This is a genomic window from Bryocella elongata, assembly GCF_900108185.1.
Classification (GTDB): domain Bacteria; phylum Acidobacteriota; class Terriglobia; order Terriglobales; family Acidobacteriaceae; genus Granulicella; species Granulicella elongata.
In genome coordinates this window covers 364,887-383,874 of sequence record NZ_FNVA01000001.1, presented here as the reverse complement: position 1 = coordinate 383,874, position 18,988 = coordinate 364,887, and the positions used below count along the sequence as shown (strand labels likewise).

General features: G+C 63.3%; 15 protein-coding genes. 4 read left to right on the top strand and 11 right to left on the bottom strand.

Annotation, left to right across the window (positions count from 1 at the left end; genetic code table 11):
• The first annotated feature begins 156 nt into the window (after positions 1-156).
• Positions 157-1,491 (top strand): hypothetical protein, encoded by a 1,335-nt coding sequence (locus tag C4S68_RS01585; protein WP_103931273.1) that lies wholly within the window; start codon positions 157-159, stop codon positions 1,489-1,491.
• A 24-nt stretch (positions 1,492-1,515) separates the two neighbouring features.
• On the opposite strand, the gene C4S68_RS01580 is transcribed toward C4S68_RS01585, so the two are convergent.
• From C4S68_RS01580 to C4S68_RS01550, 7 genes are all read right to left on the bottom strand, one after another.
• Positions 1,516-2,424, bottom strand: a complete 909-nt coding sequence (locus C4S68_RS01580) for a glycosyltransferase family 2 protein (protein ID WP_103931272.1) — start codon at positions 2,422-2,424, stop codon at positions 1,516-1,518.
• 59 nt (positions 2,425-2,483) lie between these two features.
• Positions 2,484-3,290 (bottom strand): tyrosine-protein phosphatase, encoded by an 807-nt coding sequence (locus tag C4S68_RS01575; protein ID WP_103931271.1) that lies wholly within the window; start codon positions 3,288-3,290, stop codon positions 2,484-2,486.
• Between the two features lie 133 nt (positions 3,291-3,423).
• Positions 3,424-4,581, bottom strand: a complete 1,158-nt coding sequence (locus C4S68_RS01570) for an endo-1,4-beta-xylanase (protein ID WP_103931270.1) — start codon at positions 4,579-4,581, stop codon at positions 3,424-3,426.
• Positions 4,582-4,847: 266 nt separating this feature from the next.
• The gene (locus C4S68_RS01565; protein ID WP_103931269.1) at positions 4,848-6,041 is read right to left on the bottom strand and encodes a glycosyltransferase; all 1,194 of its coding nucleotides are present in this window, start codon (positions 6,039-6,041) and stop codon (positions 4,848-4,850) included.
• Positions 6,038-7,219, bottom strand: coding sequence for a glycosyltransferase family 4 protein (locus C4S68_RS01560; RefSeq protein WP_103931268.1), 1,182 nt, complete (start codon positions 7,217-7,219; stop codon positions 6,038-6,040). The genes C4S68_RS01565 and C4S68_RS01560 overlap by 4 nt, the downstream gene beginning before the upstream one ends.
• A gap of 37 nt (positions 7,220-7,256) precedes the next feature.
• On the bottom strand, positions 7,257-8,252 hold the full coding sequence (locus C4S68_RS01555) for a polysaccharide biosynthesis/export family protein (RefSeq protein ID WP_160114951.1): 996 nt from the start codon (positions 8,250-8,252) through the stop codon (positions 7,257-7,259).
• Complete coding sequence (locus C4S68_RS01550; protein ID WP_160114950.1) at positions 8,245-10,485, bottom strand: GumC family protein; 2,241 nt, start codon at positions 10,483-10,485, stop codon at positions 8,245-8,247. Before C4S68_RS01550 ends, C4S68_RS01555 begins: the two co-directional genes overlap by 8 nt.
• 258 nt (positions 10,486-10,743) lie before the next feature.
• On the opposite strand from C4S68_RS01550, the gene C4S68_RS01545 reads away from it, so the two are divergent.
• Positions 10,744-11,880: a glycosyltransferase gene (locus C4S68_RS01545; protein ID WP_103931265.1), complete on the top strand. Its 1,137-nt coding sequence runs from the start codon at positions 10,744-10,746 to the stop codon at positions 11,878-11,880.
• 47 nt (positions 11,881-11,927) lie between these two features.
• Here the strand turns inward: C4S68_RS01545 and C4S68_RS01540 are convergent, their stop codons facing one another.
• Positions 11,928-13,310, bottom strand: a complete 1,383-nt coding sequence (locus C4S68_RS01540; protein ID WP_103931264.1) for a lipopolysaccharide biosynthesis protein — start codon at positions 13,308-13,310, stop codon at positions 11,928-11,930.
• A 92-nt stretch (positions 13,311-13,402) separates the two neighbouring features.
• On the opposite strand from C4S68_RS01540, the gene C4S68_RS01535 reads away from it, so the two are divergent.
• A complete protein-coding gene (locus C4S68_RS01535; RefSeq protein ID WP_103931263.1) occupies positions 13,403-14,656 on the top strand; it encodes a glycosyltransferase family 9 protein in 1,254 nt (417 codons plus the stop codon).
• Between the two features lie 24 nt (positions 14,657-14,680).
• Here C4S68_RS01535 and C4S68_RS01530 read toward each other — a convergent pair whose 3' ends face one another.
• The 3 genes from C4S68_RS01530 to C4S68_RS01520 all read right to left on the bottom strand — a co-directional run bounded on the left by C4S68_RS01530 (position 14,681) and on the right by C4S68_RS01520 (position 17,855).
• Complete coding sequence (locus C4S68_RS01530) at positions 14,681-15,445, bottom strand: glycosyltransferase (protein WP_103931262.1); 765 nt, start codon at positions 15,443-15,445, stop codon at positions 14,681-14,683.
• Between the two features lie 209 nt (positions 15,446-15,654).
• Positions 15,655-16,593, bottom strand: coding sequence for a glycosyltransferase family 2 protein (locus tag C4S68_RS01525; protein WP_103931261.1), 939 nt, complete (start codon positions 16,591-16,593; stop codon positions 15,655-15,657).
• Positions 16,594-16,640: 47 nt separating this feature from the next.
• Positions 16,641-17,855: a glycosyltransferase family 4 protein gene (locus C4S68_RS01520; RefSeq protein WP_160114949.1), complete on the bottom strand. Its 1,215-nt coding sequence runs from the start codon at positions 17,853-17,855 to the stop codon at positions 16,641-16,643.
• Between C4S68_RS01520 and C4S68_RS22845 the strand changes: the two genes are divergently transcribed.
• A complete protein-coding gene (locus tag C4S68_RS22845) occupies positions 17,823-18,986 on the top strand; it encodes a glycosyltransferase (protein ID WP_160114948.1) in 1,164 nt (387 codons plus the stop codon). The two genes, C4S68_RS01520 and C4S68_RS22845, sit on opposite strands and share 33 nt — an antisense overlap.
• Positions 18,987-18,988: the final 2 nt, after the last annotated feature.

Genomic DNA, 18,988 nt, shown 5'->3' with positions numbered 1-18,988 from the left:
ACGTTATGCTTCCTTAATACAGCTTCCCGCGTGCAGGAATTGAAACGCGATCCATGCGGCCCGAGAAGCGGCTCTGACTAGGCGTATGACCGGACTCGAAAACAGTATCGCGATTCGACTTACAGGCTCTGCACTCCCCGCCTCGGGAGTGCCAGCATGATCCTGCTTGCCCCGGTCGGCCTCCTCATTCTCATCAGTATCATTCGCTTCTTCGTTCGGAACTTTCTGGGCGGATGGTATGCATTACTTTTCGTGTCTGCCGCCGCCTATACGTTCGGAGAGGACTCCGCACGCTTTGCCGGAATCCACTTCTTCCCCATCGATCTCCTCAATATCTGCCTGCTGGCCGCCGGTGCGATCCGCTCGCGCGTCTGGGAGCTGCGTTTCAACGCGCTGAGCCTCACAGTCCTGTCATACATCGGCATCTTCCTCTTCAGCGTGGCACGCGGCTTCGCACACTTTGGCGTCACGACCACGGGTACGGAAGCGCGAGGCTTTATCTCCGAGATCGTGGCGGTCATCTACTTCATTACCGTGCCGCACGATCGCAACGTCATCCGCAAGATTGTGCGTGCTGACATCCTGTTCGCAGCGTTTCTCGTTGGCGTTGTGGCACTGCACTATGCCGGACTTCCCATTGGGGTCGATATGGCGAGTCTCGACCCCACGAACTACATCGACCGCGCAATCGAAGCCCCTGCTGCTGCTTCGATCATGCTTTCCGTCATCTTCGCCGCCTTCTGGTGGGTATACGAACGGCGAGGAAGCCGGTGGATGTTCGTTGCAGCTTCAATCTTCACGGCGGTGACGATTCTCCTGCAACACCGTACGGTCTGGGCGATGCTCGTAGTGGGTGTGCTGACGGCGTTTGTTCTCGACCGCTCTGTCTTTCGCGTCCTCGTCAAGACGCTCTGCCTCTCTGCCTTGGGAGGCGTGCTGGTGCTCGGCCTCTCCTCCAGCCTGCGGGCGCGTCTCGTAGCCGATCTGCAGGACAGCGCAACCAACAGCGGCACCTTCACCTGGCGGCTTGAAAGCTGGCAGCGATCCATCGAGCAGGAGGGCGGCATCTTCGACACCCTCCTGGGACAGCCGATGGGAACCGGCTACACACGACTCGACATCGATACGGGAACATACACGAATCTCCCGCCGCACAATGAACTGGTCAATCAGTACCTGCGGCTGGGCGTGCTGGGAACCCTGCTGCTGCTGGCCATCATGCTCCGCCCGCTGTGGAGCATCTGGCGAAATGACGACGACGCGCTGCTGTTTCCAGATCCCGCCGCCTGGGTCATCGTCACCGCCGCACTCTTTACGTTTGGTATCCCCTACTGCTACACAGGAGAGCTTGTGGCGCTCACAGCCATGGCCAACGGCCTGACCTCTGCCGAGTTTGCTCTCGAGCAGGAGGCCACGGACATCACGGAGGATGCGCTGGATGCAGAGGCGGAACCCGCGCACGCCATCTTCGACCCAGTACCCCAGGCCTGACGTCGCGATGAGCCGGTGAGTCGCCTAGATCTTTCCCCGTACGAGGCACTTCAAGACCAGCTTGACGTAAGGCGAAGTGGCGTAAAGCGGCCACAGCACGCCCATATGCTGGCGCGAAAAGTACGACCACTCCCGCCAGGATGAGCCCTTCGGCGACTGCATCTGCTTCCAGCGCCGGCGCAATGGGAGGCTCTCGTCCATCCACGTGCCGTCGTAGTTGTTCTCGCTGCAGGTTCCGATGTAGCCCGGCACAACATACACAGCAAATCCGGCAGCTGTGGCCCGCAGACCATAGTCGATATCGCCGAAGCTGTGGTTGTAGTGCGGGTCGATATTCCCCACAACCTTTGCCACGGAACGCGGGATCAACGTGCAGTTCCCGTTCATCGTGACGCAGGGCAATGACTCTTTGGGATCTGGATGTTGATGCCGGAACAGCGGCGGAATCCAACGGCTGCGGCGCACCAGGCCGCCGTAGGTGAACTCGCCCGTCACAGCATCTGCCGTGCTGCCGGTAACGATCGCTTCGATGCCACGACGATGGAGCTCCCTTGCGGTCTCGACCTCCAGAGCCAGGGCACCTTCACCCAGGATGGTGTCGTCGTTTACCCACAGGTAGTAGTCGAAGTCTTCGGGCAGGGCCATCGAAAATGCAAGGTGCATCCCGCGGTTCCAGAACAGCTTCCCGGAGCCCCTGCGGATATGCACCTGCGGAAAGCGCTCGGCGACTGCCTCTCCCGTGCCGTCGGAGCTTCCGTCATCCACGAGATAGATCTCCAGCTCACAGTCGGGAAGCCTCTGTTGAAGCAGGGCCTCCAGACAGCGCAGGGTCATCTCACGGCGATTGTGGCAGGCGAGCAGAACCGCTATCCGCTCGGGTTTCGGCGACACGCCGCCCTTAGGCTGTTCCAGATCAGTGGTGGTGGCTTGCATGGGATAGCTCCAGCCTAAACGAAACAGGTCACGACCGGAACTCCGATACGACCGTCAGCTTACCTGCCGAACAAGCGGCGTAGAAATCCACCCCGGAAACCCCCGCTCGGTTCGTCGTGATCGTCGATGCCTCGAGGATACGGTTGCGGCCCCAACGCTTCGCCTTCGAAGATGCGCTGCGGATTCGTAATGCAGAGACGCCGGGCAGTCTCCTCACCGAAGTTCTGAGACAGGTACTGATACGCGGGCCGCAGGTTGGGCGGACGGCTTGTCGTGTTATGGGCATCGGTCGCCACGATCGTTGCCCAGTGATCTTCCACGTATCGGTTCGAGATGGCCCTGGCAGTCTTACCGAACTCGCCCAACAGCGATCCAGCCGTGACCTGCACCAGCATTCCGTCCGCGACCCAGTGACGAATCCGCCCCGGATCGCGCTGAATGCTCATGTTCCGCTCCGGATGCGTGAGCACCGGGATCATTCGCGCCGACATCAGCTCCGTCTGCGCATTGGATACCGCATTCTGCAGAAACTGCTCGGGGAGCTCAATCAGGATGTACTGCTTCCCATTGATGCTGTAGCGCGAAGGGTGTTTCTTCGCATCCTCGATGTTGTCGTACGTGATATGAAAGTCGCACCCCTGCGCCAGCGTCAACGGGATGTTGCGCTCCGCGAGCACGGCACGGAGCTCCGCCAGACGCTCCGCATTTACCTCAGGCAGAAAGTCGTATCGATGGCTCGCGTGGGGCGTGCAAACGACGTGGGTAATACCGTCGGCCGCAGCAGCTTCAGCCTGCGCGATGGAGTCTTCCAGCGTCTTCGGACCGTCATCCAGCCCGTATAGAAGGTGATGATGCACATCAAACATGAAGTTTCCAGGGTCCTGAACGATCGGGTCATGAGAGGCGCCTAAATCCACGCTCTGATATCACTTCTTTCAGTGTACCGTTCTACGAAACCGGTTGCGGTGTGCGACTTGAATACAGCAACGTGCGTCCGCGTCAGCCCCGGCCCGCCCCTTTCGATCGACCGGTCAACGGCGCCGGGCGGCCGTAACGCTCCAGCGCCGCGGCGACAACCTCATACTCCGGTTTCGGTTGGAGATTTGCGTCGAAGAGCCCTGGACGATGCTTCAGGCCATCGACCCGCCGGTACTTCGGCGCAAATCCCGCCGCCCAGTCCAGCCAGTTGTACCTGTCCGAGAGCGTCCAGAAGGAGATCACTGTGGGTTGCGCCAGCGGCAGAACGACATCGAGGTATCGTCGCAGAGCATCTGCGCAGGCAGCGTCGCGCGTGGCCGGGTCGGCCGGCAGGCTCGTGTCATTGACGTCAATCTCGGTGAGCTGAACCTCATACCCCAGCGATCGAACCTCGCCAAGAAAGCTCTGCATTCGCGCCGTTGCCACCGGCTTGTCGGCAAAGATATGGGATTGAATGCCAATCCCGTGCAATGGCGCGTTTGCCTTGCGAAGCCGGCGAAGCTGCGTAAGGAACAGGTCGCGGTCCACCTGGTCGCCATGGTCATCGGACTCCAGGTAGTGTTCGTTCCAGATGAGTCGAGCCTTCGAATCCACCTCCGCCGTCACGTGGAGTGCCGTGTCCACATATTCCTGGCCGAGATACTGCGCCCACGGGTAGCTCGCGAGGCCATCCGGACGCTTGTCCCACACGTTCAAGGCCTCGTTCAGCACATCCCATGAGTACACTCGCCCGGCATAGCGGCCCGCCACGGTTCGGATATGGTGCTCCAGCATCGAGCTCGCATTGGAGGACGAGATGCGGCCCCGAACCCAATCCGGCGTACCGCTGCCGGGCCAGACCAGGTTGTGACCGCGAAAGACGAGCTTCTGGCTCTCCGCCCAGGCAAGGAACGCATCCGCCTGTTTGAAGTCATAGACGTCCGGGCTGTGGCTGAGGCTGGTCCACTTGAACTCTGCCTCCGCGGTCACAGCATTGCACTCCCGCAGGAGCCGGGAGACAAACTCCGGGTCCTTGGCGATGACAGCATTGCTCGTCACGCCGCCGATCAGCCATGGTCCGCCGGCTGCGACCTGGCGGAGAGCCCTGGCCGTCTGGGCCCACAGAGGCGACCCCGCGGCGGCAGCCGCCAGCACGCCTCGCCGAAGCAACCGCCTCCTCGTCCACAACTTCCCTGCCATTCGAGCCTCGCTCTTCCCGGATTCGCCCGTGCAATGCTCTGGGCCGGATACAACTGTGTCTCAAGATAGATGCGGATTCCGCCCAGACGCTCTCCGAGGCCGGCTGGCAGAGGGAGCGGACGCTAAACCAAGCAGCAAAGTGGCCGAACTCGGCGAGCAGTGCCCAACCTGCAGTTCTCCCCGGACGCTTGATGTACTTACGCTGCTGATCGGCTCTCTGGATTGGTTTGTCCCGCCTGCGTTGCTCACCGGGGCCCTTCTCGAATTCAAGAGCCGCCGCGCACCTCGGCGATGGCCGCGGCATAGATCTCCATCAGCTGTGCGTAGACGACTCCGCTCGCATATTGCCGATCGAAGTCTGCCCGGGCGCCGGAACGCAGCTGGCTGAGCGCATCTCCGCGCGCAGGAAACCTCGCAAGCGCCTCGGCAAGATCAGCATCATCTCCCACCCGGAACAGCACACCGTTGTCCCCCGGCCGCACCGCTGCGCCAATCGGCCCGATATCCGAAGCGATCACCGGAGTGCCCTTCGAAAATGCCTCCGTCATGACGCGGCTCAGGCCTTCGTACCAGATCGAGGGCAGGATCACCGCAGCAGCGTTGCCGATCTCCTCACGCACAGCGGCGCCCGGGAGGTGACCGAGGAACCGCACCTCGGGCCAACCGCTGGCAGCCGCTCGAAGCTCTATCTCCTTCGGCCCGGTGCCCACGATCCGCAACCGCCGGGGGACGCCAGCCGCGCCACTCGCCCGCAGCTTCCCCCACGCCCGCAGCAGCACATCGACGCCCTTCTCCGGAGACAAGCGGCCAACGAAGAGAAAATCATCGCCCTCACCAGTGCCCAGGCCCGTCTCTTCGACGCTGTTCGGCTTCACCACAATGCGCTCCGCAGGCAGGCCGCCGGCGATCATCTTGTCCCGCATGAACGCCGTAAGAGCCAGGTACCGCGTCACCATGTGGCTCCATGTTCCCAGGAGCCGATGCGACGACAGCATGCCTGCCGTGACCGCGCTCTGCACGCGACTTCCGCGATAGCAGCGATGCAATGCGGCCTTCCAGGGCAGCGCCGAGCCGAGACACTCTTCGCACACCTTGCCGTCGCGCAGGAAGGTCCCTCCCGGACAAAGCAGGCGGTAGTTGTGCAGCGTCTGGATGCTCGCCACCTTCTCGGCTGCGGCCGCATAGAAGATCGCAGGAGAGATGAGGGGAAAGAAGTTGTGCACCGACATCACATCGATGTTGTGCTGCCGAATAAGCCCGCGAACCGCTTTGTAGTCCTCCGAGCTCCAGAAGGCACGCCGCACCACCGACATGCGGGAGACGTCGGCGATGACTTTGTTGTCCTGCACATGCGTGACGACGTTGTGCCCATGACTTCGCAGCAGCTCGATCTCCGTGGCAAAGGCCTCGTCCTCACCACCGGCGTAGGCATAGCGGTTGTGGACCACGAGAATGTTCATGCCGTCGGCTCCGCCTCTGAGAGGGCTGCCGCTTTGATGGCGATCAGAATACGGTCCGCCATGTTGCGCTGATCGAGCGGCGATGCCGTCTCGATCGCGGCCAGCCGCATCGTGTCGAGCTCCTGCGCGGTAGCTGACAGTGCCCGCGACACCGCACGATCAACCTCGGTCGCCTGATCGGGATCGAAGGTCCAGCCGCTGATGCCATCGACCACCATGTCCAGCACCGCCTGGCTGGCGAGGCTGCCCAGCACCGGGAGGCCAGCGATCATCGCCTCGTTCACCACCAGGCCCCACTCGTCTGCCAGCGTCGGAAGCACGTAGAGGTCGGCGGCCCGATACTGCGCGGCTAGCTCCCCAAACGGCAACGCATCGATGAGCTGCAGCTCGTAGTTCGCGGGGCCTTCCCACACCGCGATGGACTCACGCAATGGTCCGCCACCGACCAGCGTCCAGTGGATGCGCCGGTCCGGATGAGCGTCACACCACCGGCACAGCGCCGCGTGCATGCGATCCAGCCCCTTCCGCTCGATCAGCTGACCGGTGTAGAGCAGCCGTGTGACATCACCCGGAGCCCGTTCGGCAGACCCGGCAAAGATCGCGTTGTCGGTCGCCTGCGGTACGAGGTGAATGTGAGTCGAGGGGAAACCCAGGCCTGCGATGTACCGCGCTCCGCTGGTGCCGTTGACCAGCACGCGAGTCACGAAGTGGACGAGCACCCGCCGGAGCCGGTCACGCATCCTGCCACGATGCCGCTCCGTCACCTCGCTCAGCGTCGCCCACACAATGAGCGGCTTGCTGTACAGCCAGCAGTAGAGGGCCGCCTGCACGGTCCGCATGCCAAACTCCGCGGCGATGACCACGTCAGGATCGCACAAGGCGAGCTGCGGAATCGTGTCCCATGGAACGTGGATGGTGGAGTGCTCGCGGAACGTGCCAGCCTGCCCGAAGGTCTTCGCGAAGGAGACGTTGCGCTGTACGGTGACATCCAGCGTTCCCCAGTCGGGCGTCCAGTCGCGATTGCCTTCCATCTTCACCGAAACGAAGATCCGAAGCTCGTGCAGGCCGCCCGCCAGCATCTCCAGCATGCGGATGCGGTATGGGGGAAGGAAGTTCGTCAGCAGAGCGACGCGACGCGGTACGGCTCCAGGAGGACGATCCAGAGCAAACCGAGGCAACGTTGCAGGCCGCCCCGAGCCGGACGTAGAACCACCCTCAGTACACACGGTAGATGATGGACGAGGTAGCAGCGCCGATGATCGAAGACCCGTTGACCAGGATCGTCTTCACGAAGCTCGGCGGCACGTAAACGATGTCCGTATCGTGAAGCGCCAGCGTGGGCCGTTTGCCCTTCGTGGAGGGATCGAGCTCAAACTTCTCCTCAGTGAATCCATCACCGTTCCGATGCAGGATGCGGATGGAGCCCGTTGCAGCTTCGAGCAACGTCCCCTGCGCCAGAGCCAGCGCTTCCATCACATCGAGCGAGCCGCGGTTGAGCATCATGAAGCCGCCCGGACGGTGCACCGCGCCCAGCACGTAGATGACGCCGGCACGGCGAACATCAACGGAATCGCCCGGTGCGATCTGAATCGCATTGAACGCGTTCTGATCGGCCCTGGCATTGGAAACATGCTCCAACACGTCAGCCGGCGCCTTCGCCCTATGGATATCGATCGTGACGCCAGCGTTCTCCGTCTCGCCACCCGCCTGGGCCAGCGCGGCCTGCAGCGATATGGGGGAGAGAATCTGGAATCGGCCCGGGGTATGCACCTCTCCGGTCATCGTTACGGCCGCAGGCGCAACCTGGGCGACGTCGAGCGATACCTGCGGATGGACAAAGTACTCACCCTTGAGCAGGGCCGCCTCGAGCGCCTGCCGCGCCTCGGGAAGAGTCATTCCTCCAACCTGCACCACCCCCGCGAGCGGCACATTCACCGAGCCGTCAGGAGCGACCCGCAATGACGCCGACATCTCCGGAGCGTCATACACGCTGAAGCGGATGAGTGTGCCTGGCTCGAGCTTCAGGGTGGCAAGATCCTGCGGCACGAGCGAGATGCCAGCTTCAGGAAGCTGCGGGACTGCAGTCTGGCGAGGAACCTGGATCGCCGGATCGGACGACACGCTGCCGTCGCTGGACTGTGCCCCGGCAATGCCCGCAGCCAGCAGCAGCACGGCCGCGGTAACCGATCGATACGATGGGCGGCTACGCATCGGAGTCCTCATAGTAGGTGCTGTCCCCGTAGTACTTGTATCCCCCGCCAAACTCGCTCGACTCGATGTCCGCGGCGTTCAGGATCAGACCGAGCAATCTGTTGCGCGATGGCGCCAGCTGCTCCAGCGCTCGTCGCAGCGGCGTGCGGCGGGTTACGCCGGAGCGTACCACCAGAATGACACCGTCGACCAGTGTGGACGTAAGCACCGCATCGGTCACGAGCAACACCGGCGGAGAATCGATGAAGACGTAGTCGTACTCTTTCTTCATCTGCTCCAGCAGCTTGACGAACCGCGGCGACCCGAGCAGCTCCGAAGGAGCGGGAGGCACAGGTCCCGAAGTCATCACATGCACCTTATCCATGTCGGGGTGCACCTGAATCACCGATGCCGGATCAATATCGCTCGTGAGGCACTGGCTCAGCCCGGATCCGTTGGTCAAACCGAGCTTCGTGTGCAACGTCGGGCGTCGCATATCGGCATCCATCAGCAGCACGCGACTGCCCTGCAGACCGAAGGCGAAAGCCATGTTCGAGGTCAGCGTGGATTTGCCCTCTCCACTGAAGGAGCTTGTAAACAACAACGTGCGAGGCTGTTCGGCCCGGCTCAGGAGAATCGCCGTACGTATCTGCCGGCAGGCCTCGGCCACCACGGAACGCGGCGCCTTGAGCACCCACGCGAACTTGCCTTCGGACTCTGCGGCCGCATCGGCCTTCTTGGTCGGAGCATACGGATACGCGTACGCCCAGCGGCGTCTCTTACCCGCCTGCGGCACAAGTCCCAGCAACGGCAGGGACGTCAGACTCGCAACCTCTTCCGGGGTGGAAAGCACGTCATTGTGATACGCCGTCGCAAAGGCCAGGAAGAGGCCCGTCGCCAGGCCGGCGAGGAAGCCCAACGCAATGTTCTGCACCGGCTGAGGACGCGAAGGCCCCGACGGCACCCGGGCGGGATTCACAATCGTCACGTTCGACGACTTCGCTCCAGCCAAAATGTTGGCAGCTTCGAGCTTGCCGTAGAGATCCTGGTAAAGCGTCCGGTTGGACGTCTCCTCCTGCTCCAGCAGCAGAAGCTGATCGGCGCTCGTGGTCATGTGACCGAGGCGCAGCTTCTCGCGATCGACACTCTGGAGAAGGCCATCTTCCGTCTTGCGCGCCAGATCCAGGTTGCGGGCGGCCTGATTGCCCACCCGGGAGATCTCTTCATTCGTCTGTCGCTGCAGCTCGGCGAGCTCACTCTTCAGAGACAGAATCGCCGGGTTTCGCGGGCCATACTTCTGCGTCTCCGCTGAGATCTGCACCTCGAGCTGTCCGGTCTGTGTGCGCAGCTGGTGAAGCCGCACAGTGTCGAGCGACGCCAGGGCCCCCGGTGCGCCGTTCAGCTGGCTGGAGTCAATCCCCAGCACCACGTCCGCATCGCGGGACTGCGTCATCCGGTAAGCGGCTTCAGCGGCAATCCGAACGGTTTCCGCGGCGGTCAGCTGCGCGTTCAGGTCATTCAGGCGAGCCAGTTCGACGGAGCCAAGGTCAGACCCCACCTGCGGGCTTCCGGCGCTCGACATCGTCGGCGCGCCGATGATGCCCACCTTCTGCCGGAAGTCATCCACCCGGCGTTGACTTTCCGCAACCTTGTTCTTCAGATCGGACAGCTGATTCGTCAGCCACGCGGACGTCTTCGAGGTCGCGTCGTAACGTTGTTGCGTGGAAGAGATCAGGTACGCTTCGACGACCGCATTCGCCACCCGCGCAGCCTGCTTTGGGTCTGCGTCCGTGTAGGTCACATTGACCAGCCGCGTCCCCTTCACCAGCGTAATTTTCAGACGGGACTGGAACAGATTTACAGCGGAGTCGCGGTAGGTCGGGTCCGTCTCCAGCAGAGACTGGCCTGAGGCGGTGGCATTGGCCGGGCGCAGGGCCAGAAACGGCTGCGAGTTCGTCAGGCCCAGGTCCTCAAGCACCTTCATCGCAATGTTTTCATTTCCGATGACAGCCTGCTGGGTCAGGAGGTCCACGCTAAGCTGATCTCCACCGATCAGCTGCTGCCCCGCTCCCGAGAGATCCTCGAGGCTCAGGCTCGTGCCGCCCTCTTTGTGAACCTCAATCGTCACCGTGGAGCTGAAACGCCGCTGCATGAGGCTGGTCAGCAGGACCGCAAGGCCCACACCCACAACCACACAGCCCACGATAAGCCAGAGCTTCTTGCGCAGGATCACCAGAGCGTCGGAGAGATGCATCTCGCGGCGAAATGCACTCCGGCGATGTGTGCTGGCCGACCGGGAAGTCACATCCTGTAGAGGGTCATACGGCATGATTTACGGTGCTGATCCTCCAAGACCTGATGATCGGAGCATCGGTCCGCAACTCCATAGAAAGTCAAAGCTACAACGGCAACGTGACGCGTTGGCAAAACGGATGGGGGTGCTTTCGTTGATAGTACCATCGACACACTCGGCGCCTGCGTGCACTCAGCGCGTTCGGAAAACTGAAGTTTGATGACCCCGTCAACAAATACGCGCGTGCTTCACGTCATGGCCGGCCTTCAGCCCTCCGGGATGGAAATGATGTTCCTGTCCTCGGCTCGTGAATGGTCTCGCCATGGGGTCTGCAGCGAGATCCTGGCGACCGCTCCCGAGGTAGGCCCGCTCGCACCCCGACTCATCGAGGCAGGGTACGCCGTCCACCACCTGCCCTTCCGCTCATCGCGCCGATATCTCCCCAGCACAGAGTTCGTCACCGGCTTTCAGCGTCTCTGTCGGGATGGGCGATTCGACGTCGTCCACCTCCACACCGAGGAGGCTTCCCCGCTTTTCGCCCTCCTCGCGCGAAGCGCAGGCGTGCGCCGACTTGCCCTGACGATGCACAACTCCTTTCACTTCACTGGAAAGCTTAGGGCACGCAAGATCGCCGAACGAGCGTTCCTGAGGCTCATGGGAGCGCGATTCGGCTTCGTCAGCGATGCCGTGGCAGCCAACGAAGCCCATCGCTTCCACAACCGGGGCGTCAGAATCACGAACTGGGTCGACACCGCCCGCTTCCGGCCTCCCACTGTCGCGGAACGCCAGGCGGCGAGGCAGCAACTCGGCCTCGATGACGATACAACCGCCATCCTGACCATTGGAAACTGTAACGAAGCCAAGAACCACGGGGCGCTGCTCGAAGCTCTCGCCCTCCTACCCACCGGCAAAGACCTCGTCTACCTCCACGTGGGACGCGAACAGCCTGACGCGCCCGAGAGAAGCCACGCGACAGCTCTCGGCATCTCCGACCGCGTGCGGTTCGCCGGCTCGCAGGCAGACGTGCTTCCCTGGCTATGGGCCAGCGACCTCTTCGCCATGCCCTCGCTGCACGAAGGACTTGCCATTGCTCCCCTGGAGGCCATCGCCGCGGGCTGCCCCGCCCTGTTGACCTCGGTCGACGGTCTCGCAGAGCTGGCCACAGCGGCGTCGCATGCCGTCTTCTCCGCTCCTGCGCCCAACGCCATCGCAGAAGCCTTAGGTGCGCTCCTGGCGCGCCCGGCAGAGAAGCGTCGCGCCAAGGCTCTGATCGATAGCTCCACGCTGAGCGCTGCGTTCTCGCCCGCTTTGGGGGTCGCGAGCATCTGCCGTCTTCTCTATGGGATCGAAGACTAGCTAGGCTCCGTGCGCACGGCAGGCTAGTGCCCATCCCATGAAACACCTCAGAGAGTAAGCGTCTCCGCCGTGGGCCGCTTGAACTGGTCCCGGAAGTATCGCCTGACCTCAAAGCTCTGCGGACCCAGGATCAGCGTATAGGACAGCAGCGTTCCTTCCACCGCTCCAATCGCTCCGAAGCGCTGCACCAGGAAGATCGACAGCGCAAGGTTCGCTCCAGCAGCAAGAAGGCTGACGATCGCCTGCAGCCGGTTCCGCTGCACCGCGCCCAGCAGGCAGGACTGCACGCCGGTCATGCCCGAGACGACCGCCCACACCGCCATCATCAGCAGCAGGGCCTCGCTGGGCACAGCTACGGGTCCAGCCCACAGGCGAATGATCCAGCGGCCCGCGAACACCAGCACGATGAGCGGAGCAATCGTAAGCGCCGTGCTGATGGCCATCGTGCGGCGGTAGTTGCGCCGGATCCAGTCGAACTCGCCCCGCGCGTTGGCCTCTGCATACGCAGCCCACAGCGACGGAAATACAAACGCCGGGATCAGCTGCGCGTACATGACGACCCGCATCGCCACGCTGTAGGGCGTCACCTGCGCCGCTCCAAGGTAGTGGCTGACGATCACGTTGTCGGTCGAAAACACCACCACGCTGGCCAGCCGGATCAGGAAGAACGGCAGCCCCGTGCTGAGAAGACCGCGGGCAATCTCCGGGCTCAGATGCTGGACCCGAGGCCGCAACCACGGCTTCGAGATCAGCAGCGTCCACACCAGGGTCAGCACGCCGCACGCTGTCAGCACGCCGTTCGACGCAAGGAACAGCACCGGCATCGACGCTCGCATCGAGACGCCGATCAGCAGCCCCACCAACGACAGCAGCGCACCCAGCGACGTCGCCGTGTTGGCCACATGCGTCTGCTGGTAGCCCGAGAGGATCTTGAGCCCCACCGTGCACATGGGCGTGAGCAGCACCAGCGAGCATGCCACTGCGACCGTGCGCGAGACCTCCGCAGGCAGTCCCGCGCCGTGGACATTGAGCAGCCGTGCGAAGTCGATGTGCGGCCAGATCAGCAGCCCGATGCCAAAAAGCAGGAGAGCGAAGCAGAAAGCAATCGCCACCGCGTTGGTCGCATAACGCGCAGCCGACTCGCGATCATCATGCGCATGCGCCGCCGAGATCATGTTGGTAATGGTGTCGGTGAGACCGAACTCGAAGACCGCCAGCCATGCCGAGGTGGAAAGGATCGTGACCCAGACGCCGTAGCGCTCTGCCCCGAAGTATCGGACACACAGTGGCAGGCTGACAAAACTCACCGCCGTCGTCAGCACCTTGGCCAAAGCGGCTGAAGCCGTCCCCTTCAGGACGGCGCTACGTCGGGAACTCCCGCCAAAACTCCGCAGGCGTTCCCGGATGGAGACCGTCTCTGTCGCAGCCATCGCAACGCTCCCGTGGAGATAAGCCCATTATCCTTTCCCCCGTTGACGCGGCGCAAACCCGCCACGCCTCTCGCATCTGCGACACTTGTCTTGTGCCCCCCGAAGCGAAGCCTGGCGTCAGCACGCGGTCCAGCGTCAGCACGCGGTCCAGCGGCAACACGCTGCGCCGCCTTCTGCAGGATCTCCAGATCTTCGTCGGCCTTCGCGCTCCGACGCTGCTTGCAGGCTGGCTGGCCCGGCGAAAGAAGTTGCCCGCTTCGCCCCAACTGCGCAGCGTGCTGATCGTCCGCCTTGATGGTATCGGTGACGCCGTACTGACGCTGCCGCTCATCGAGCGCCTTCGGCGATGCTTCCCCGTGGCAGAGATCACTGTACTCACGCGTGAAGAGCTCGCGGACGTCTTCCGCATGTCTCCCGCCGTGAACCAGGTTCTTGCGTTGCCCCGCGTCGTTCGCCGCCCCCGGTTCCAGCTGGTCAGCGCCTGCCTGGCCGCATGCCGCTTTGCCCGCAAAGAGCTCAAGGGCCGCAGCTTCGACGCCGCCCTCTGTCCGCGCTGGGATGCCGACGTCAGCATGGCGACCCTTCTCACCGTCCTCAGCGGCGCGCCCATCCGCATCGGCTACGAGGACGACACCACTCCCGACCGGCTGCGCTTCAACCGGGGCTTCGACAAGGCTTTTACGCAGGTCTTGCCCGCTGGCCCGCTGCAGCACGAAGCGCTCCGTGCTGCAGCACTTTCCGTACCGCTCGGCTGCACTGCAGAAATTACGCCCCCGCATCTCGTGCCGCAGGCCAGGATGCCGGAGGCGCTCTCGCTGCATCTCCGACAGGACGCCGAAGCTCCCGTGATCGCGATCGGTCTCCCTGCTGGAGCCCCCAAGCGCAGATGGCCAGCCGCATCCTTCATCGCGGCCATCACGGCCATGCGCCGTCAGCGGCCCGTATCGATCGTCATCTTCTCCGACCCTTCCACTCGCTCCACCGCAGAGGCCATTCTGGCCGCGGTGCCGGATGCCGTTCCCCTCGAAAGGCTCACGCTGATCGAGGTCGCAGCGGCGCTCTCCCATTGCCGGGTCTTCCTGGGCAGCGACACCGGCGTGGGCCACATCGCCGCGGCAATGGGCTGCGCGATGGTCACGCTCTCCCCGCATCCCGAGGACGGCGATCCGGCCCACCCCAACAGCCCGGATCGCTTTCGCCCCTTCACAGACCGCGCCCTGCTGCTGCGTCCCGCGCATGGTCTTCCCGGCTGCGAGCAGGGTTGCGAAGCCCAGGAACCCCACTGCATCCTGGAGATCGAACCGGAACGCGCCGCCGCAGCAGTGCTCTCGCTGCTCAATACGTAGCGATCGGCGAAAGATGCGAAGACATCAGGACCTGGGCCGCTGCCGGTAATAAAAGCGGTGGATCGTGAACAGCTCCAGCGCGGCCTTGAAAAAGTCGTTGGACTTCACCTTGGAACCGTCCACATCGCGCCAGGACGCCAACGGGTACTCCACCAGCCGCTGCTCGAGGCCACGTGAGCCCTGCGGATCCCGCACCATCAGCCGATACAGAATCTCCACATCGAAGATCCAGCGCGAGAGGAACGGCTGCTCCAGCATCGACCGCAGCTCCGGATTGACGCGAAACAGCTTCGCGCCGCACTGGCTGTCGTAGATGGGAAGATCGAGCATCGTAGACACGGCCGTCGCGAAGATCCGTCCAAGGTAGTGTCGAAGCGCCTTACGACGAATATCCCGGCCCAGCAGCCGCACTCGCGCGCCCATGACAACCGCGATCTGCGGGCCGCGATCGAACTCCTTCGCCATCTCCGGAGCCGCATCCAGTGGCGTGGCAAGGTCGGCATCCCAGTACCCGATGATCTCAGCCCCTGGCAGTTCGAGCGCGAACTGCATCCCATGCCGGACTGCTGCTGCCTTGCCGCCGTTCTGCGGCATCGACGTTACGAAGACGACCTCAGGAAACTCGGCCGCAAGCCTGCCCAGCACCGCCAGCGTGTTGTCCTTGCTGCCGTCGTCCACAAAGACCATGCGCACTTCGGAGTGTGCCTGCAGGAACCCGGTGAACGCCTTCACGTCAAGACGCTTCGCCTCGTTGTAACAAGGAACGACAAGGACGATGCTGTTCGGCATGATGACTCGCTCTCAGGGCCCCGCGAACGGGGGATGTGGCTCTCAGGATCTCGCGTCGCCTGTTGTCCCAAGTCGTAGCTCTGGGAGGAGCTCAGTGAGGTGACTCGAAGTCACCCAACGTCCGCGCCGGTCATGCGGTGGATCGTCGTAAGGATACTCGATGGGACTCGCACCACACCAGCGCCAGCCTCGCTGCGCATTGGCCCCACTCAGCTTCGCATGAAGCGCACCGCATCACGGAGCTTCGATCGCAGCCCCGGCGGCAGCAGCAGCACACTCGCCACCATCGCAATCGCTCGCAGGTCCGGTTCCCCCTCCGAGAACATCCTGCGCAGCAGCCCCGACACGACCTTCCGGCCCGCCTTGGCCTGCACCGCGCGCGTGACACATTCCGTCGCGAGGAAGCCCGCGAACGCGCGGCGCGTCAGCAGCGGGCGACGCTGCTCCACCCAGGCGAGACTCGCCTGCCAGTCCGGCGCCGCGCTGATGCGTCCTGTGCCTTCGGCCATGTTGTAGATCGAGGTGGGCAGTTCGAGGTAGACCAGCCCCGCTTCAGGGAGAGCAAGCGCCCGCAGCGCCCAGTCCCAGTCCTGGTGGCGGCGCAGCGCAGCGTCGAAGGGCACCCTCTCCATCAACTCACGCGGAACCAGCAAGACGGACGTCGCCAGAGCGTTCTCCCCATAGGTAAGGCTGCGGCGGCAGAACATGTACTCGGAGATGGGCTCGTCAGGCCCAGGCCTGCGCCGGCCCCACAGTGCATCGCGCCCATCCTGCCTCGCCCAGTACGATCCGCAGACAACAGGCAAAGCCGCATCGCTCCCACGTGCCGCATCGAGCTGCAGGGCAAGCTTCTCGGGCAGCCACTCGTCATCATCGTCGAGGAACGCGATCCACGGACCACGCGCTGCACGAACGCCCCCATTGCGCGCCGCAGCAGCTCCCATCGGCTCCGGCAGAGACAACACCTTCAGCCGCGCATCGTCAATCCGTGCCAGGGCAGCTTCAGTCTCTCCATCCTCGCCGTCGATCACCACCAGCACTTCGAGTGACTCGAAGCTCTGCGCAAGCGCGCTTCTTACCGCGACGCACACCGTCTCCGGTCTGCCGCGAGTAGGAATCACAACCGAGACGATGGGCGAAGGCTTCACGTCCTCACTCTATCTTTGGAACCACTGCGCACGCGACCCTGCTCTCGTCAAAGCACACCGTTCGAGCGCAAGGCATCGACCACACGCGAAGCTACGGCCGGCCAACCTCCCATCGCGGCGTATGCTCTCAGCGCATCGTCTCTTTGCGTTGACACATCTCCCGCCAGGATCGATCGCATCGCTTCAACCAGCTCATCGTCGCTGCCCTGTGGCACCGTCAGTCCACCAATGGGCGGCTGGACCGCCTCCGGGATTCCGCAGACATCACTCCCAATCACTGGCACGCCGAGCTGCAGAGCCTCGACGATGATGTGCGGACTGGCATCGAAACGCGACGCCACGATCAGCGCCCGCGCGCTTCGCAGCAACGACTCGACTTCATCCAGCGAAAGCCTGCGGGGCAAGAGCGTTACTCCTGCCGCAGGCTCCAGTGTCAGGCCCTCTGGATCGCCAGTCACGACTGCCTGGACTTCCCCATCTTCCGCATGCAGCCGCGCTCCCGCGCGTGCAACGAGGTCCATCCCCTTGCGCTGCCACTCATTGCCGATGCTCACAAACAGCTTCTTCGGAGCGGCTGAATCGTCACCTGGCTGCGACGGTGCGGCATCGAACATCGGCCCCCAGCCGATGCGCACCACACGCTGCGGCTCGAGATCATGCAACGCAAGCAGCTTCCGCCGTGCCCACTCCGACAGCGCGAACACCAGCGTGGCCTCGCGATAAATCGTGCGCTGTCGCGCAAAATACTCCGCCGCCCATCGCCGAGGCTTCCACTCGACGGGATAAGAAGCATCATCCGGATCGAACGGTCCATCCGTCACGATGGAATACGAGATCGTTCGCGCATCTCGCACCGGAGCGTACATCGCGCCCCATTGCAGCACATGCGTGACACCTCTCAGGCTGCTGATCTTCTGCTCCGTCAAGCGCTGCGCTGCAAGAGCCACCGCGGGAGAGAACTCCATGTCGGACCGAGTCTGCGCCATGTTCGGCGAGATGGAGGTAATCGCTCCAAGCAACTTCGTTGCCTTGGATGGAGTGATGCGTCCCAGCTGCATCGCTCCCGGCACCAGCGCCGCAACGGCGCGAAACAGAGGCTCAGCGCGATCGTTCTTCGAGACGCAGACCAGCAAAGCGAGACCTCGCGAAACAACGTTGGAGCCCGGGCAGTCCTCTACAATCAAGTTGCCGACGGCGTGCAGCATGGCGCCGGCCAGGACCACAAAGCCATGCACACTGCCCCCACCGTTCTTGTCTACCACAATGAGCTGCTGCCCTTCAGTGCGACGTTCATTCGCACGCAGGCGGCTGCGCTGCAACGTTATCAGGCAGCCTTCGCAGGCATCTTCCCCACCCGCCGCGACTCCCTTCCCTTGAACCTGAGCAAACCTCCAGTCCTGCTCACCCACGATCAGTCTCTGCCTTCACGCCTGCGCCGTCGCGCCTACAAGGAATATGGCATCGGCGGACGCCGCTTTCTTCGGGAGCTCGCCCGGCTGGAGCCAGCGCTGATTCACGCGCACTTCGCTCTCGACGCCGTCACTGCCATGCGGATCGCACACGAGCTGCAGATTCCCCTGGTCACGACCCTGCATGGGTACGACGTCACCATCCGCGACGAACAGCTCGCGAAGGATGCGGATGGCCGCATCTATCTCCGTCAACGCGATGAGCTGTACGAGCGCACCGCGCACTTCTTCACGAGCTGCGATTACATCCAGCAGCGCGCCCGGGAGCGCGGCTTCCCCGCCGCCAAGATGGAGACACTCTACTCAGGCCATGAGATGAGCAAGTTCGATCGGCCCGAGGTCGAGCGGAATCGCAACCTCATCGTGTACATCGGCCGCCTCGTCGAGAAGAAAGGCTGTGCCTACCTGCTGCGCGCTGCTGCGAGCGCTGCCGAACGGTGCCCCGACATCGAGCTTGCCATCATCGGACAAGGGCCACTCCGCGAAGAGCTCGAAGCCCTTGCGAAGGAGCTTGGCGTGCGTGCCAGCTTCCTTGGCCCTTTACTAAATCCAGAGCCCGGCAACGATGTCATCGACTGGCTGGCGCGTGCGCGCTTGTTCTGCATGCCCAGCATCACTGCCAGCGATGGCAACACTGAAGGCCAGCCCGCCGTCTTCGTCGAAGCCCATGGTATGGGCACGCCCGCCGTCAGCTTCGCCACTGCAGGAATCGGCGAGGCCGTGCTGCAAGGTGAGACCGGCCTTCTCGCACCCGAGAAGGATATCCCCGCACTCGCGGATGCGATGGTGGAGCTGTTGAGCAACGATGAGCTATGGAGCCGCTTCAGCGCACGCGCACGCACCTGGACGGCAGAGCGCTTCGACATTCGGAAGCTCAACGTGCAGCTTGAGAACGCCTACGAGCGCGTACTGACGGCTCGCTAAGA

Coding starts and splice junctions, on each gene's coding strand:
- C4S68_RS01585 (WP_103931273.1), top strand. CDS start 157: ATGATCCTGCTTGCCCCGGTCGGCCTCCTCATTCTCATCAGTATCATT.
- C4S68_RS01580 (WP_103931272.1), bottom strand. CDS start 2,424: ATGCAAGCCACCACCACTGATCTGGAACAGCCTAAGGGCGGCGTGTCG.
- C4S68_RS01575 (WP_103931271.1), bottom strand. CDS start 3,290: ATGTTTGATGTGCATCATCACCTTCTATACGGGCTGGATGACGGTCCG.
- C4S68_RS01570 (WP_103931270.1), bottom strand. CDS start 4,581: ATGGCAGGGAAGTTGTGGACGAGGAGGCGGTTGCTTCGGCGAGGCGTG.
- C4S68_RS01565 (WP_103931269.1), bottom strand. CDS start 6,041: ATGAACATTCTCGTGGTCCACAACCGCTATGCCTACGCCGGTGGTGAG.
- C4S68_RS01555 (WP_160114951.1), bottom strand. CDS start 8,252: ATGCGTAGCCGCCCATCGTATCGATCGGTTACCGCGGCCGTGCTGCTG.
- C4S68_RS01550 (WP_160114950.1), bottom strand. CDS start 10,485: ATGCATCTCTCCGACGCTCTGGTGATCCTGCGCAAGAAGCTCTGGCTT.
- C4S68_RS01545 (WP_103931265.1), top strand. CDS start 10,744: ATGACCCCGTCAACAAATACGCGCGTGCTTCACGTCATGGCCGGCCTT.
- C4S68_RS01540 (WP_103931264.1), bottom strand. CDS start 13,310: ATGGCTGCGACAGAGACGGTCTCCATCCGGGAACGCCTGCGGAGTTTT.
- C4S68_RS01530 (WP_103931262.1), bottom strand. CDS start 15,445: ATGCCGAACAGCATCGTCCTTGTCGTTCCTTGTTACAACGAGGCGAAG.
- C4S68_RS22845 (WP_160114948.1), top strand. CDS start 17,823: ATGCACACTGCCCCCACCGTTCTTGTCTACCACAATGAGCTGCTGCCC.